The 15615-nt window shown below is 41.8% G+C and carries 16 protein-coding genes and 1 other RNA gene; 15 read left to right on the plus strand and 2 right to left on the minus strand.

The features are described 5' to 3' along the window. The first annotated feature begins 18 nt into the window (after positions 1-18). Genes thrS through N2317_05040 form a run of 8 tightly spaced genes read left to right on the plus strand, consistent with a single transcriptional unit; the run spans position 19 to position 7149 of the window. Complete coding sequence (gene thrS / locus N2317_05005; protein ID MCX7816849.1) at positions 19-1935, plus strand: threonine--tRNA ligase; 1917 nt, start codon at positions 19-21, stop codon at positions 1933-1935. Positions 1936-1965: 30 nt separating this feature from the next. Continuing rightward, positions 1966-2478, plus strand: a complete 513-nt coding sequence (infC, locus tag N2317_05010; protein MCX7816850.1) for a translation initiation factor IF-3 — start codon at positions 1966-1968, stop codon at positions 2476-2478. 11 nt (positions 2479-2489) lie between these two features. After that, positions 2490-2690 (plus strand): 50S ribosomal protein L35, encoded by a 201-nt coding sequence (rpmI, locus tag N2317_05015; protein MCX7816851.1) that lies wholly within the window; start codon positions 2490-2492, stop codon positions 2688-2690. 12 nt (positions 2691-2702) lie between these two features. Next, positions 2703-3053, plus strand: a complete 351-nt coding sequence (gene rplT / locus N2317_05020; protein ID MCX7816852.1) for a 50S ribosomal protein L20 — start codon at positions 2703-2705, stop codon at positions 3051-3053. 3 nt (positions 3054-3056) lie between these two features. After that, entirely contained in the window at positions 3057-4073 is a 1017-nt protein-coding gene (gene pheS / locus N2317_05025; protein ID MCX7816853.1) for a phenylalanine--tRNA ligase subunit alpha, read from the plus strand. Next, on the plus strand, positions 4074-6491 hold the full coding sequence (gene pheT / locus N2317_05030) for a phenylalanine--tRNA ligase subunit beta (protein ID MCX7816854.1): 2418 nt from the start codon (positions 4074-4076) through the stop codon (positions 6489-6491). It begins immediately after the preceding gene. Between the two features lie 22 nt (positions 6492-6513). Beyond that, complete coding sequence (locus tag N2317_05035; GenBank protein MCX7816855.1) at positions 6514-6789, plus strand: integration host factor subunit alpha; 276 nt, start codon at positions 6514-6516, stop codon at positions 6787-6789. A gap of 33 nt (positions 6790-6822) precedes the next feature. Beyond that, positions 6823-7149, plus strand: a complete 327-nt coding sequence (locus tag N2317_05040; protein ID MCX7816856.1) for a MerR family transcriptional regulator — start codon at positions 6823-6825, stop codon at positions 7147-7149. 2 nt (positions 7150-7151) lie between these two features. Here the strand turns inward: N2317_05040 and N2317_05045 are convergent, their stop codons facing one another. Beyond that, positions 7152-7400, minus strand: coding sequence for a PxxKW family cysteine-rich protein (locus N2317_05045; protein ID MCX7816857.1), 249 nt, complete (start codon positions 7398-7400; stop codon positions 7152-7154). Between the two features lie 207 nt (positions 7401-7607). Between N2317_05045 and N2317_05050 the strand changes: the two genes are divergently transcribed. The 7 genes from N2317_05050 to ssrA all read left to right on the plus strand — a co-directional run bounded on the left by N2317_05050 (position 7608) and on the right by ssrA (position 14692). Beyond that, complete coding sequence (locus N2317_05050; protein MCX7816858.1) at positions 7608-8357, plus strand: PTS system mannose/fructose/sorbose family transporter subunit IID; 750 nt, start codon at positions 7608-7610, stop codon at positions 8355-8357. Continuing rightward, complete coding sequence (locus N2317_05055; GenBank protein ID MCX7816859.1) at positions 8344-8616, plus strand: HPr family phosphocarrier protein; 273 nt, start codon at positions 8344-8346, stop codon at positions 8614-8616. The genes N2317_05050 and N2317_05055 overlap by 14 nt, the downstream gene beginning before the upstream one ends. Before the next feature lie 9 nt (positions 8617-8625). Beyond that, a complete protein-coding gene (ptsP, locus tag N2317_05060) occupies positions 8626-10389 on the plus strand; it encodes a phosphoenolpyruvate--protein phosphotransferase (protein ID MCX7816860.1) in 1764 nt (587 codons plus the stop codon). A 5-nt stretch (positions 10390-10394) separates the two neighbouring features. After that, entirely contained in the window at positions 10395-13019 is a 2625-nt protein-coding gene (locus tag N2317_05065) for a 1-acyl-sn-glycerol-3-phosphate acyltransferase (GenBank protein MCX7816861.1), read from the plus strand. A gap of 27 nt (positions 13020-13046) precedes the next feature. After that, entirely contained in the window at positions 13047-13811 is a 765-nt protein-coding gene (locus N2317_05070; GenBank protein ID MCX7816862.1) for a tRNA 2-thiocytidine(32) synthetase TtcA, read from the plus strand. A gap of 2 nt (positions 13812-13813) precedes the next feature. Further along, entirely contained in the window at positions 13814-14281 is a 468-nt protein-coding gene (smpB, locus tag N2317_05075) for an SsrA-binding protein SmpB (protein MCX7816863.1), read from the plus strand. 57 nt (positions 14282-14338) lie between these two features. After that, positions 14339-14692: a transfer-messenger RNA gene (ssrA, locus tag N2317_05080) on the plus strand. Positions 14693-14883: 191 nt separating this feature from the next. Here the strand turns inward: ssrA and N2317_05085 are convergent. Then, complete coding sequence (locus N2317_05085) at positions 14884-15600, minus strand: 4Fe-4S binding protein (protein ID MCX7816864.1); 717 nt, start codon at positions 15598-15600, stop codon at positions 14884-14886. Between the last annotated feature and the right edge of the window lie 15 nt (positions 15601-15615).

Raw genomic sequence — 15615 nt, forward strand, 5'->3', positions numbered from 1 at the left:
ATAGAAAGAGGTAATCACGTGTCGAAAATTAAAGTACGTTGGTCTGATGGTATGGAATGTACCTATGATGAGGGTATAACGATCAGTGATGCGATTACGAAGTGGAAACCGGAAATTATCAAGAATACTGTTGCTGCTAAATTGAATGGCTTTGCCGTAGATTTGTCCACGCCTATTAGTGAAGATGTGACGGTTGAGCCAATTGATATTCACTCGAGGGAAGGTTTGTTGATTTTACGTCATAGTACTTCCCATATTATGGCCCAAGCTGTCCAGGATCTTTTTTCCGGTGTCAAAGTGGCGATAGGGCCTGCCATTGAAGATGGTTTTTATTACGACTTTGATTACGAAAAGTCGTTTACCCCTGATGATTTGGAAAGAATCGAAGGCAGAATGAAAGAGATAATTGCAGCGGATCATCCTTTTGTAAGAAAGTTGCTTAGTAGGGATGAAGCCGTTTCCCTCTTTAAAGAGAGAGGTGAAGTGTATAAAGTCGAACTAATAAATGATCTCCCTGAAGAGGTTAAAATTGTAAGTCTGTATGCGCAGAATGGATTTATTGACCTTTGCCGGGGTCCCCATATTCCATCGACAGGTATGGTGAAGGCGTTTAAACTTCTTAATGTGGCGGGTGCATACTGGCGTGGAGATGAGAGGAACCGGATGTTACAGAGGATATACGGTACTGCTTTTGCCACTGAAGATGAGTTGCAGGATTACTTAAGGAGTTTGGAGGAAGCGAAAAAACGTGACCACCGTAGGTTGGGTCGAGAACTTGATCTTTTCCAGATGAACGAGGAAATAGGGCCGGGGCTCATTATATTTCACCCTAAAGGAATGATGCTACGTTATATTATTGAGGAGTGGGAACGTAAGGAACATATAAAAAGAGGTTATCAAATGGTCATGGGTCCGCAGATACTCAAGGAGGATCTGTGGAAACGTTCCGGGCATTTTGACCATTACCGGGAGAACATGTATTTCACGCAGGTAGAAGGGCAGGGGTACGGTCTTAAACCTATGAACTGTCTCGCCCATATGCTCATTTACAAGTCTAAGATCCGCAGTTATAGGGACCTACCGATCAGATATTTTGAATTGGGTACTGTACACAGACATGAAAAAACGGGTGTGCTTCATGGCCTAATGAGAGCGCGCCAATTTACCCAGGATGATGCTCACATTTTGTGTACACCAGAGCAGTTAAACGATGAGATCAAAGGTATTGCTGATTTTGTGGCTTACGCTATGAAGATTTTCGGATTTGAATATGATGTAGAACTTTCCACAAGGCCAGAGAACTCAATAGGGTCTGATAGGGACTGGGAGCTGGCTACTTCAGCTCTGGAGAATGCCCTTATCGATCTGAAATTGCCATACGAGATTAACAAAGGTGAAGGGGCGTTTTATGGACCTAAGATTGATTTTAAGTTGAAAGACGCTTTAAAGCGAAAATGGCAATGCGCTACGATTCAGTGTGATTTTACCTTACCTGAACGTTTTGATCTGTGGTACGTAGGACCTGATGGAGAAAAGCATCGTCCCGTTATGCTCCATAGAGTTATTCTGGGAGCTATAGAACGGTTTATGGGTGTATTGATTGAACATTACGGTGGTGCTTTTCCCGTTTGGTTATCTCCTGTTCAGGCTGTTATTCTCACCGTAACAGAAAGGCATATACCGTACGCGGAAGAGGTGTATAGACGGTTGACTGATGCGTCCGTACGTGTGGAAAAGTCTTTTGGCAACGAAAAGTTAGGGTACAAAGTTAGAGAAGCCCAGTTACAGAAGATCCCTTATATGCTTGTGATTGGGGACCGCGAGGTAAATGATAGAAAAGTGACGCCGCGGTATCGTGATGGAACAAATTTGGGTCCCATGGACGTGGAGAATTTCGTAGCTCTTGTGAACGAAAAGAACCGTTTATACCAATGATATAAAAAGGAATTTTTAGGGAGGGTTACTATACAGTTCAAAAATTTAAGAGTTAACGAGGAAATAACTGCCCCCGTAGTTCGTCTAATAGCTGAAGAAGGAAAACAGTTAGGTATTTTCTCCATTAGAGAGGCGTTGGAGAGAGCGGCCGAAGCAGGACTTGATTTGGTGGAGGTAGCGCCAACGGCTAATCCACCAGTATGCCGTATAATGGATTATGGGAAATACAGGTACCAGCAGAGCAAGAAATTACAGGATGCTAAAAAGAGTCAGGCTATAATACAGGTTAAGGAGATACGATTGCGTCCAAAAACGGAGGCCCACGATCTCAAGGTTAAGATTAGGCATATTAGGAGGTTTCTAGAGCAAAAAGATAAGGTTAAGGTGACAATGATGTTCCGAGGGCGGGAGATAGTTTTTGCTGACATGGCTTTGAAAACAATGGAGGAAATTGTGGATGCTTTAAAAGACGTTTGTGTTGTGGACCAGCAGCCCAAACTGGATGGTCGAAATATGGTAATGGTACTTTCACCAAAGAGGTAAGGAGATAGAACATGCCGAAACTAAAATCAAACAGAGGAGTATTGAAGAGATTTTCCGTTACAGGTTCAGGTAAGATTAAGAGGAGGAAAGCATTTGCCAATCATCTTCTTTCGTCTAAATCCATGAAGAGAAAGAGGAGGTTGCGAAAGCCTGCTATAGTGGACATAACGAACGCTAACGCTATTAAAAGACTAATGCCATACAGTATCTAAGGAGTGACAACTATGCCACGGATGAAAAGAGCGGTAACTGCGAAGAAGAAGAGAAGAAAAATTCTGAAAATGGCCAAAGGTTATTATGGGGCTCGTAGCCGGCTGATAAGAACAGCAACTGAAGCTGTAAATAGGGCGTTGAAGTACGCTTATCGTGATCGCAGGACGCGTAAAAGGGAGTTTCGTAAACTCTGGATTGCAAGAATTAACGCGGCTGTCAGAAATCATGGTCTTTCTTACAGTAAGTTTATTGATGCTCTAAAGAAGGCCAATGTAAACCTAGATAGAAAGGTTCTCGCTGACATTGCTGTAAATGATCCTTCTGGGTTCAAACACATAGTCCACTTCGTGACAGGAACTTGATAGATGCTAGAAAGCCTAGAAAATATTTTGCAAGAGGCAGTGAGGGAAATAGAGGCCTCATCCACTGAGGAGTCATTGCGTGGCCTGAAAGTAAAGTATTTGGGAAGAAAGGGTATTCTTACGAACATTTTACGAAACATTGGGAAGATACCTGAAGAAGAGAGGGCTAAATTTGGGCAGAGGGTAAATGAGATAAAAGAAATTTTAACAGAAAGAATCGAAGTAGCACTGAAAGAAGTTGTTTCCATCGCTCTTGAGAAACGGTTGAAAGATGAAAAATTGGATGTAACCCTGCCAGGAAGAAGTGCATCATGTGGGCATGTTCATCCCATTACTCATATTCGTATGGAAATCTGTGATATCTTTGGTAGGCTGGGGTACAGTATAATTGAAGGCCCGGAGGTTGAAACTGATTACTACAATTTTGAGGCTCTAAATATACCGAAAGATCATCCTGCGAGGGATATGCAGGGGACATTCTACATAGATGAAGATGTGGTTTTGAGGACGCATACATCGCCTGTTCAAATACGGGCAATGGAGAACATGAAACCTCCGTTCAAGATTCTCTCACCTGGAAGGGTCTACCGACCTGATTCCGATGTTTCACATACCCCGATGTTTCATCAGATTGAAGGTCTTGCAGTCGATGAGGGAATCACCTTTGCAGATTTAAAGGGGACTTTAACGTATTTTTTGCGCCAGTTATTTGGGAGTGATGTCACGCTCCGGTTTCGTCCCAGTTTTTTTCCGTTTACAGAACCCAGCGCCGAAGTAGATATACAATGTGTAGTATGCCAGGGTATGGGGTGTCGTGTTTGTGGTCAGAGTGGTTGGTTGGAAATTTTAGGGTCCGGGATGGTTGATCCAGTGGTTTTTGATAACGTAGGATACGATTCTGAAAGATGGACAGGTTTTGCTTTTGGGCTAGGAGTTGAACGCATAGCAATGTTGAAGTTCGGCATTTCGGATATACGACAATTTTTCGAGAACGATTGGCGTTTTTTGGAACAGTTTTAAATGAAGGTAAGTCTAAACTGGATCAGGGATTTTGTTGATATTGACATGGATGTCGGCGACCTTGCCAACAGGTTAACAATGGCAGGGTTGGAAGTAGAGGGGATTGAAAGTTTTGGCGTTGAATTCAGAAATGTGATTGTAGCCCGTATCGAGGAGGCAAAGCCACATCCATCTGCAGACAAGTTAAAGTTGTGCACTGTCAATACAGGAAAAGAGTTCCTTCCTATTGTATGTGGGGCATCGAACGTTCGAAAGGGTGTGTATGTGGCTCTCGCAAAGGTAGGAGCAACACTACCGGGAGGTTACACTATAAAAAGTGTTAGAATCAGAGGTGAAATATCTGAAGGGATGCTCTGTTCTGAAGCGGAATTGGGGATCAGTGAGGATCATTCAGGTGTCATGATACTGCCTGAAAACCTTCCTCTGGGGATGAACCTTGTTTCGGCTCTTAATCTAGAGGATGTTGTTTTTGAAGTGGCCGTGACTCCAAACCGGGGTGATTGTCTTTCGATTCTCGGGATCGCTCGAGAAATTGCTGCTATTACGGGCAAAAGTGTTAGGTATCCTAGTTTTACAGTTCAAGAAGACGAGGAAGATATACATGACATAACCTCGGTTACAATTGAGGATCCAGATCTCTGCCCGCGTTATACTGCTCGTATCATTAGAAATATAACCGTGGGGCCTTCTCCACTTTGGATGAGGAGAAGACTTCAGGCTGTTGGATTGAGGGCTATAAACAATGCGGTAGATGTAACAAACTACGTGATGATGGAACTTGGACAGCCACTGCACGCTTTTGACTTTCGTTTTTTAGAGGAAGGAAGAATCGTAGTTCGGCAAGCACAGGAAGGTGAAAGGTTCTATTCTCTTGACGGCAAGGAGCGCATTCTCAGACGTGGTGTTCTTATGATATGTGATGGAGTGAAGCCAGTGGCTATCGCTGGTATAATGGGGGGGTTAAATTCAGAAGTAAAAGATGACACAACTACGATACTTTTAGAGAGTGCTTATTTCTCGCCGGCCTCAATCAGACGTTCCTCAAGATGGCTCGGTATGAATACCGATGCATCTTTTCGTTTTGAAAGGGGAATCGATCCTGAAGGGGTTATTAAGGCCCTTAACAGGGCAGCATCTCTTATTGCAGCACTCGGTGGTGGAGTCGTCTGCAGGGGTGTGATTGACAACTACCCCAAGAAGATAGTCACCGGGGTGCCAATTTATCTGCGGTGGGAAAGATTAAATAGTGTTCTTGGTACGAGGATTTCAAGGGAGGAAATTGAAAGAATTTTAGTAGGTTTGGAGATGAAAGTCTCCCATGGTGGGGATGATAAGATTGTAGTTATTCCCCCATCATTCAGAATGGACGTATGCCGTGAAATTGATCTGATCGAGGAAGTTGCCCGTATATATGGTTACGAGAAGGTACCTGTTACACTTCCACCCACTAGAAATGAACCGGGTGGCATATCAGATAAGGAACAACTTGAGAGAGAAATTCGGGCTATTCTCAGAGGCTGTGGCTTTTCAGAAATAATAACTTACAGTTTCGTACCAGATAATTTTGCTACATATTTGAATCTTTCAGGCGGACCCCTAGTGGAAAAGACGCTAAGGATTAAAAATCCACTTTCAGAAGAACAGTCTGTGATGCGGACGACAATGGCCTATAGTCTTATGGAAACAGTTGTGAGAAACGTCCGCCAGGGACAGAATGATCTAAAATTCTTCGAGTTCGGAAAGATCTATCTGAGTCGTGAGGGAGAAACGTTGCCCGAAGAACAGTGGACTCTCGGCCTTGTGGGGACAGGATACCGTTATGGGGAAAGCTGGTATTATTCTAATTTATTCTTTGATTTCTATGATTTAAAAGGAATAGTTGAGAAAATACTTGAAGGATTACATATAGGTCGGGTTGATTTTGAATCTTCAAAAGATATCGGGTACCTTCATCCTGGTAGAGCGTGTTTTGTGAGGTTGGGTGAGACGATTCTTGGATGTATTGGGGAGGTTCACCCCGAAGTTCAGATGAAATTTGATATTCAAAATCGTGTTATTGTGGCAGAACTTAATCTTGAAGCGCTTCTGAGTTTGTGGAAGGATAGACGTATATTTTATCGCGAACTTTCAAAATTTCCTGTCAGTGTTAGGGATGCTGCGTTCCTAGTAGACAAGGATGTTGAGGCTAAGAAGCTTATTGAAGTGGCCAGAAGTCAAGGGGAGGAAGTTCTTGAAAATGTGATGATATTTGATGTATATGAGAGTGAAAAAATAGGAAAAGACAAGAAAAGCATAGGGCTAAGGTTTGTTTTCAGGTCTAAGGATCGGACGCTTACAGACTCTGAGGTTAACGCTGTGTATTATAAGCTTATCAGGGCAATAGAGGAAGCAGTTCCAGCTAAGCTGCGAAGTGTATAAAGTCGTTACTTGGGAGGAGTGCATGACGAAGATAGATATTGTTCACGATATTTATGAGAAGATGGGGATATCAAAGAAAGATGCGGCTCGCATTTTGGATTCACTTTTCGAACTTATGAAGAGTAAGCTTGCCCGCGGTGAAAAGATAAAAATATCTGGTTTTGGTAGCTTTGTCGTTAAGGAGAAAAGATCACGAAAGGGGAGGAACCCGCAGACAGGGGCTGAAATAATTATTTCAGCGAGAAGGGTATTGACCTTCAAATCAAGTCAAGTTCTCAGGAAAGCCATAAACAGTTGAAAAAAGCCTCCTCACTAAATTGGGGGAGGGGTTATGGAAAACAATAATATTCCCGATAAGGAGTTCTTCCGAATCGGGGAAGTGAGTAGGATAGTTGGGGTCCAGCCTCACGTAATCCGATATTGGGAATCAGAGTTCAAATTAGTAAAACCTGTAAGAACCTCTTCGGATCAGCGTCTATTCAGACGAAAGGACGTAGAAACACTTCTTATGATAAAGGACCTTCTCTATAAGGAGCATTTCACCATAAAAGGTGCAAAAAAAGAGCTTATAAAAAGAATAAAAGAAAAAGAAAATCGCGCCAACCTTCTTATACGCATCAAAAATGAGCTTCTGATAATAAGGGAAATGCTCTCTTGAGCCTATTTTCTTCTTGATCGAGCAGCCCTTTTTGCAGCCTTAAGTGGATTTATCTTTTGTGTAACTTCACGGTATTCCCGCTTTATATGGGTCGCCATAGGGCAGAGACCAAGCACCCATTTGCTTCCTGGATCTGCATAGATACTACAATAGGTTCCACTTTCGAAGGGTTTTGCTCTTTCGCAGCCTTCACACTTGTCTATAATGGGAAGGCAACTGCCACCTGTAAAAGTACAACCTCTTTTACTCATGAAAATGCATTCCACACCACTTTTGATGGTCTGGCATATCATATTTACGGTCTAACCTCCGTTAGATTGGAATTATCGTTTAAGCATATATCTTTTTGTGTGTATAGTCAATTAAAATTCTATAATTGTAGTATGAGTTAAATTGACTTACTATTGATATCATGATAGTAGCTATTTTTACCTTCGTTCATAAGGCAAATTAGTGTCGTGCAGTCCAAACATCTAGTTGATATTTTCTTTAGATCCATGCTTATAAATTCTTCATTGAATTTTAAGAGAATGCAGAATATAGGTTTTGCCTATTCTTTACTTCCCATTCTCGGTTATAAGAAATTTAGCCCTGTGTTGAGACTGCAATTTTTGAAGAGACATCTTTCATATTTCAGTACTAACCCTCAGATAGTTGCGCCTATTATCGGAGTTATAAGCAGACTGGAGGAGGGGAATGATGCCGAAGAGAGTGGGGATTACATTGTGAAGATAAAAAAAAGTATGGCTGGTCCCTTTGCAGCAATTGGTGATGTATTTCTTGGGAAAGGGATGTGTCTTCTCGCATCCATTGCTGCTGTAATGGCTTCTCTCTCTCAGTTATTATCGGCTCCGCTAGTATTTATCGTTTTTTATGTTCCTCCACAGCTCTGGCTTAGGATTAAAGGTTTCATTGAGGGTTACCGTCAGGGGTTAAACATAATATCATTTTTTAATGCTCTTCGATTGGTATCTAAAGCTGGTCTACTACAGTTTGTGACTGTTGGTTTAATAGGAGTGACTTCCGTATTTTGGGCGGTAAACTCCTTGCATTACCTTTTTTGTCCTATTAATTTACTGGAAAGAGGAGTTTTCACGTGGGTTTTGGTAGTTCTGTGTTATCTACTTATTGAACGCGGTGTTTCTTTGGTTGCCATCGTGTATGTTTTTTGTTTACTGGCTTGTTTAATAATGTATGCTGTACATTGAAAAGACATTTGCTGTTAAGAACCGCTTTGGAATTCATGCGAGAGCAGCCGCAAAAATTGCGCAAACTGCGGAAAAATTCCGTTCCAGGATAATTGTAGAGTATGATGGAAAAGAGGTAAATGGTAAAAGCTTGCTTGATATTTTAACCCTTGCTTGTCCCTTTGGAGGTTATATGACGATAAAAATTCATGGCCCTGATGCAGAGGATGCCATGTCCGCGATTGCGAAAGTTTTTGAAGAACGTTTTGGAGAGGACTAGATTGGATTAATGGAAACGGTAATTATTAAAGGTGTTGGTGTATCCCCGGGTATAGTTATCGGAAAAGCTTATGTATACGACCGTTTAGATGCGCAAATTTCTCTTTACAGTTTGAACGGTTCGGAAAAGCGCGTATACGAGGAGGTTAGACGTTTAAAAAAGGCGATAAAGGATTCGGAATTGCAACTAAAGGAACTTAAGAAAAAGTTCTCAGCGTCCGAGGGTTTAAAGCCACTTTATATAATCGATGTTCATCTGATGCTGTTAAGGGATCGTTCTTTTATCGATGCTATTGTTAACTTTATACGTGAAATGGGTGTTAACGCAGAATGGGCTGTAAGGTTAGCCCTTGATAAATACCGAGAAATCTTTGACCGGATCGATGATGAGTACATAAAAGAGAGATTCAATGACGTCCGTTATGTAGGGCAGATGATACTAAGGAATCTAGCAGGGAAGGGCCGATCGGTTAAATCTCAGACAGGAGAAAATATAATCGTGATAGCAACGGATCTTTCACCTGCTGATACGGCTCAGATGATGATCGATAGGGTTCTGGGTTTTGCCACTGATATGGGTAGTAGAACGTCTCATACAGCAATTGTTGCTCGTTCTCTTGAAATACCTGCTGTCGTGGGTCTTGAAAAAGTGACTCGTTTGGTGAAAACGAACGATACAGTTATTTTGGATGGTTCGGCTGGTGTGTTAATTATAAATCCTGATCCTGAAGTTCTCAGACGTTACGAGGAAAAAAGCAGGTTATATAAGGAATCTCAGAAGGAATTTCTAAAGGATGCGAAACTTCCGGCAATAACCAAAGATGGATTCAGAATTGCTATCGGAGGGAATATAGAGTTTATAGAAGAGATACCTACGGCAATTTCTTACGGTGCTGAAGGAATTGGATTGTACCGAACGGAATTCATATATATTAACCGTGAAACTCTCCCCACAGAGGAAGAACATTTCTCCAGTTATTCTCGTGTTGTAAGTGCAGAAGGAATTTCATGGGCTACAATACGCACGTTTGATTTAGGGGGTGACAAGTTTTATTCCGATCCGAAACTGGCAAAAGAAATGAACCCACAAATGGGGCTCAGAGCAATTCGTTTCTGTTTGAAAGAGGTTGACCTGTTTAAAGTTCAAATTAGAGCTATTCTTCGAGCGAGCTCGCTGGGTAAAACAAGGATACTTTTTCCTATGATATCAAGTCTTGAGGAAATAAGGCAAGCCAAAGTGATTCTTGAAGAAGAGTATAATAATTTAGTTCGGGAAGGTTTTAAACTGGGAAAGGATTTTGAAGTAGGTGTAATGATAGAAGTTCCATCGGCTGTGGTTATTGCTGATGCTCTGGCAAAAGAGGCGGATTTTTTCAGTATTGGGACAAATGACCTCATCCAGTACACTCTTGCAATTGATAGGATTAATGAGAGGGTAAGTTACCTTTACGAGCCCCTCCATCCTGCTGTTATACGTCTCATCAAAAATGTCATTGACGTTGCGCATGATGCAGGCATCAAGGTTGCCATGTGTGGAGAAATGGCCGGTGATCCTCTATACGTGATGGTACTGCTCGGGCTTGGCCTTGATGAACTCAGTATGAACCCTCTTGCTATTCCTAAAATTAAGTCAATGGTGCGGAAAACGACACTTGAGGAATCGCGCAGGCTTCTCAAAGATATACTTCCCATGTCATCTGCAAAAGAGATAAGACAACAAGTGGAAAAAACTATGCAAGAGTATTTTCCAGATGAATTCCATGTTGTCGATTAAATGTTATGTTTTTCTTTTTTTCACGCATTAAAGAATGGCTGAAAACATCTAAGGAGAATGAACCTGGTAATCTTTACGAAAAACCAGGTTTACTGTTCAGGACATTTGAAAAATTGTTGACCAATATTCCTTTCGATGAAGAATCAGCCTCTTCAATTTCGAAGCTTGGCGAAGGTGGAGTAGTTGTATACGCATTGAGAGAACCCAGCCAGTTAAACACAATGATCCTTTACGGTATATGTTTGAAAAAGGGTTTACCCTGCCCCAGTTATGTTCCTTCTGTTAATCTCTCTCTTTGGCAACCTTTTGAAAAATCTTTGGGTTTTCTTTTATGGCATCTGTACAGACTTTTGAGGGGAAGAAAAGAACAAAACTATTCTGAGAGTGTTGCGAATAGAGTCTATCGCGGGGAAAATTTGATCATACATGTGGGTGAGTCAGAGTTAATTGAGGATGAGAAAGCTAATATGTCAATTGCCGGTATTCTAAGCGCTCAAGCAAAAACAGGTGTTTCGGTTTTCATAGTGCCTATTGTGATTGTTTATGGTCGAAGAAAGAAGATGGAAGAGGAAAGCATATTGAATATTCTTTTCGGACAGACTGAAAATACTGGGATAATTAGGAGGTTGGTAACTTTCCTGAGGTATTCCGGTCAGGTTGTTATTATACCTGCGGATCCTATTGATCTTAGATCCTTTTGCATGTCTCATGGACATCTAACCGAAGATCAACTTATCAAAGAATTGCGGAGCGAGATAATTTTCCGCATTGATGAAGAACGGGAAAGTGTTTTGGGACCTACACTCAAAAAGCGGAACGAGATTATAGAGATGGTTTTGAAGGATCCTCAGCTCCAGCGGGAAATGGAGGATGTTGCTCAGTCGGGAAGCAAAAGGAGTCTCCTCTCAGTTAAGAAAGAAGCTAGAAAGTATCTAGAAGAAATTGTTGCGGATTATAATGGTGTGTACATCGAGCTGTGGTATAGGGTTCTCAAATGGTTATGGAATAATATATACGATGGTTTGGTTGTGGATTCAGAGGGTTTGGTAAGAGTCAGAAATATAGCTAAAAAAATGCCTTTCGTGGTTGTTCCCTGTCATCGCAGTCACATAGATTATCTTCTACTTTCGTATGTATTTTACGAATACAATATACAGCTTCCCTTCATTGCGGCGGGGATAAATATGAAATTTGGACCTTTTGGTCATATATTCCGCCAATCTGGAGCCTTTTTTATTCGTCGGACATTCAGGGGAAACAGACTTTACGCCGCTGTGTTCGCCACCTACCTGAAGATTCTTGTAAAGGAGGGTTTGCCTTTTGAATTCTTCATAGAGGGTGGAAGGAGCAGAACGGGTAAAATGGTTATGCCGAAGTATGGTTTGCTTTCAATGATCATATCTGCTTTTCAGGAAAAGGTGACGGATGATCTCGCGATAATACCTGTGTACATCGGCTATGATCGTGTCATAGAGGAGAAATCGTATTTACAGGAGCTAGGGGGTCTTCAGAAGAGAAGTGAAAATACATTCGATATTTTAAAAAGTACGCGTATATTGCGCAAGCGGTTCGGCAGTGTTTACGTTAACATTGGTGAACCTATTTTTTTGAAATCTTACCTGGCCAACCTCGATAAGTCTGTGGCCGAGATGACCACCGAGGAGAGACGCAGGCTTTATCGGAAGATAGGTTATGAAATAGCCTATTCGATTAACCGAGTTTCAGTGGTAACGCCTATTTCCATGGTTTCGGCGGCCCTTTTAAGTCACGATCGTAGGGGTATTAGCCATAATGAATTGATGGAAATCGTAAATGAGTTTTACGAGTACTTGCTGTACCAGAGGGCAAACCTTGCTGCTACCTTTGCTCACCGTGAAAAAGCCATTAATCGGGCGTTGGACATGTTTCTAAGTGAGGGTATTATATCTCGTCTCGTCTATGAGGGAGAAGAAGACGAAGAGCTGAAAGAAATCGTCTATTCTATTGATGACAATAAGAGGATGCACATAGAATACTATAAAAACAACATACTTCACTTTTTTCTGCCGCTGAGTTTTGTTGCCACCTCAGTGGTTCATCACCCAGAAGATGTAATAGATGTTAGTAAAATTATACAGGATTATCAGTTTTTCAAGGTTCTGTTTTGGCGGGAGTTTATATTTGATGACCGACGGGATACGGTTGATGAAGTCAAAGAGGCTTTATCCTTTCTGAATAGCCGGGGGATGTTGACTTTGCAGTCCATAAGGAATGGGGTTCGGTTGGAGGTCAAAGGGCGTGGCCGGATTCACCTTAGGTTTTTCGCGGGATTGATAGCTAACTATTTTGAATCTTACTGGATTGTCGTTAGAGGATGTGGATATTTAAGAAAAAGTCCCCGATCTGAAAGGGATTGGTTAAGGTATCTCCATAAATTAGGTTCACTTATGTTCCGTAAAGGTGAGATAAAGCGTGCTGAAGCTCTTTCTCAGGCAAATTTTATAAACGCGATGGCTTTCCTGCAGATGCAGGGAATAATTACTGTCCAGGATGATCCAGACAAGAGAGATAAAGATGCTCGTGTCTATGCTTTGCAATCCACGTCAAGAGAATTGGAGCAGTTAAGAAGCCGCATTTTCCACTTTATGTAAGTCTGTTTTGAACTAGTAACGGTTCATATGGGCGAAGGAGGAATAAGGGAGAAGGGTACTAAACTATACCACCACCTAAAAAAGTGGCTGGAAAGGGGTATAATGGATTATGATATGGTGGAGGAGGGAGATCGTCTTCTGGTGGGCGTTTCTGGTGGTGCCGACAGTATGACCTTGATTGATCTGCTCCTAACTCCTATGGTTTTTGTTCCAAAATTTGAGGTTGTTGTCGCTCATATCGATATGGGATTTGAGAATCAGGGTATTGCAGGAGAAGTTATTAAAGATTTTTTGAGTGGAAGATGTGAGGTTATCATAGAAAAAACAGACATAGGACCTTATGTGCACAGTGAGAAGAACAGAAAGAAACCATGTTTTCTATGTTCACGACTACGGCGCAGGCGTTTGTTCGAAATAGCGGTGGCAAATGGATGTAGAAAAGTGGTACTTGCTCATCACAGAGATGATATTATTGAAACACTTCTAATTAACCTTTTTTTTGGAAGGGAAATTAGTACGATGATGCCTGTTCAGTCCATTTTCAAAGGTGAACTTTTCATCATCAGACCTTTGGTCTACATTACTGAAGAGTTAATCAAAAAGTACGCTAAGGAGAAAAACCTTCCTGTTTGCAAAAATCTGTGTCCATCGGTGGGTAAAACGAAGCGCAGTTATGTGAAGGAACTTTTAAATCGGATGGAAATTGACTATCCACTCCTGCGTCACAATATCTGGACAGCACTACATCATGTTAAGATGGGCTATATTTCCTTGAATTCAAATAGGAGTTGAGAATGGCGAAGAAAGAACAGGAGAAGGTAATAGCTACCAATAAGAAGGCGAGGCTGGAGTATCATATCGATGAAACGTATGAAGCGGGCATAGTGCTCCTTGGAACTGAGGTTAAGGCCATACGGGAAGGACGTGTAAATCTAAAGGACAGCTACGCTGCTATAAAGAATGGTGAGGTATTTCTGTATGATATGCACATAAGTCCCTATACCTATGGGAACATATACAACCATGATCCATTGAGGACGAGGAAACTATTGCTTCATAAACATGAGATAAGGAGACTATACGGAAAAACAAAAGAGAAAGGTTTTACCTTGATTCCCCTTAAGCTTTATTTTAAAAATAAAAAGATTAAGGTGGAGTTAGGTGTGGCCCGGGGTAAGAAGCTCTATGATAGAAGAGAAGAAATAAGAAGGAAGGATGAAAAAAGACTCTTAGAGAGGGAAATGCATTTCCGTAAATTCTGAGCTCTTTGTTGAAAGACTTGACATAATAGCATTCAAGGGATAAACTAAAAACAAATAGGGGGCGAAAAGGGTTCGACGGGGATAGTTGAAACTGCAGCTGCGTATCGAGGTTCCTACCGGCCTCGTTAAAAAGGTAGGGTAAAATAGTCGCAAACGACTACGAATACGCTTTAGCCGCATAAGACGGCTAACGTTCTCCTGATCTCGCCTGCCGGATCAGTGAGGGCGTCAGAAAGGTAGGATAGTCTTGGTTCTAGTCCTGGGGAACCAAGGCGAAATAAACCGGGATAGCCAAGGATATTCCCTGCCTCCTAGGGAATACTGAGGCGAAATGAAAAATAGGAGGCTACGTACGTAGAACCTGCAGTGGAAGATTTCCGGACGGGGGTTCGATTCCCCCCGCCTCCACCAAGAAGGAGGATTTCACTTTTTTTAAAACTATACCGATTTTATTGTACAGTTCTAAACTGAGCTCTCCAAGGGTCACGACATCATTGATATCTTCTGGTGTGGGCATGTCAATCCCGTGGTTGTAAGGATAATCGGGTGCATTTCCTTTTGTCCAAAATGGTAAACCTTAAAATGTAGCCTGTTCTTCTTTCCTACTTTCCTAAATTAAGGACAGTTTTTTCAAGAGGAATCTTTTTGTCTGCCGCTTTCATTCCTCTTTTGACAATCATGAGCAAGTTTGAACAGCAGGGTACCTCCATAAAAGCAACTGTCACGCTTTTGACCTCGGCGGTAAGGAAGATATCTGTAAACTTTTGCACATACTCCATGACATTGTCGAATTTCGGGCAACCCATCATGACCACCCTGTTCTTGATTAAGTCACGGTGTAAGGATGGATGCACAACTGCCGTACAGTCGGTGAGGACAAGCAGATGGGCACCTTTGAGAAAGGGAGCTGAGGCAGGGATCAATTTAATCTTAATAGGCCAATGGGAAAGAGCCGATTTTTCAAGCATACTGTAAAATTTTTCCGGCCCATTAACTGATTTGCAGACAAGGGATTTGTCAAAGGATCGAATATGTGCTGAAGGGCAGTCGCAGGACATCGTTGCATCTTTCTTCTGGTCCAGGTGCTTTTTGACCACTTCTTCATTGAAGGGATACGCATACCGCTCAACAATTCGTAACGCACCTGTAGAACACTCACCTACGCAGGCACCCAGACCATCGCAGAAAAATTCCGAAATGATTTTGGCCTTGCCATCAATGATTTGGAGTGCACCTTCTGAACAGCTTGTAACGCAATTTCCGCACCCGTTGCAGAGATCCTCATTAATTTCAATAATTTTGCGAATAATTTTATCCATAACTCACCTCATAAA

This window comes from Syntrophales bacterium, from assembly GCA_026417625.1.
GTDB lineage: Bacteria > Desulfobacterota > Syntrophia > Syntrophales > UBA8958 > JAOACW01.

Coding starts and splice junctions, on each gene's coding strand:
- rpmI (MCX7816851.1), top strand. CDS start 2,490: ATGCCGAAACTAAAATCAAACAGAGGAGTATTGAAGAGATTTTCCGTT.
- rplT (MCX7816852.1), top strand. CDS start 2,703: ATGCCACGGATGAAAAGAGCGGTAACTGCGAAGAAGAAGAGAAGAAAA.
- pheS (MCX7816853.1), top strand. CDS start 3,057: ATGCTAGAAAGCCTAGAAAATATTTTGCAAGAGGCAGTGAGGGAAATA.
- pheT (MCX7816854.1), top strand. CDS start 4,074: ATGAAGGTAAGTCTAAACTGGATCAGGGATTTTGTTGATATTGACATG.
- N2317_05035 (MCX7816855.1), top strand. CDS start 6,514: ATGACGAAGATAGATATTGTTCACGATATTTATGAGAAGATGGGGATA.
- N2317_05040 (MCX7816856.1), top strand. CDS start 6,823: ATGGAAAACAATAATATTCCCGATAAGGAGTTCTTCCGAATCGGGGAA.
- N2317_05045 (MCX7816857.1), bottom strand. CDS start 7,400: ATGAGTAAAAGAGGTTGTACTTTTACAGGTGGCAGTTGCCTTCCCATT.
- N2317_05055 (MCX7816859.1), top strand. CDS start 8,344: ATGCTGTACATTGAAAAGACATTTGCTGTTAAGAACCGCTTTGGAATT.
- ptsP (MCX7816860.1), top strand. CDS start 8,626: ATGGAAACGGTAATTATTAAAGGTGTTGGTGTATCCCCGGGTATAGTT.
- N2317_05065 (MCX7816861.1), top strand. CDS start 10,395: ATGTTTTTCTTTTTTTCACGCATTAAAGAATGGCTGAAAACATCTAAG.
- N2317_05070 (MCX7816862.1), top strand. CDS start 13,047: ATGGGCGAAGGAGGAATAAGGGAGAAGGGTACTAAACTATACCACCAC.
- smpB (MCX7816863.1), top strand. CDS start 13,814: ATGGCGAAGAAAGAACAGGAGAAGGTAATAGCTACCAATAAGAAGGCG.
- N2317_05085 (MCX7816864.1), bottom strand. CDS start 15,600: ATGGATAAAATTATTCGCAAAATTATTGAAATTAATGAGGATCTCTGC.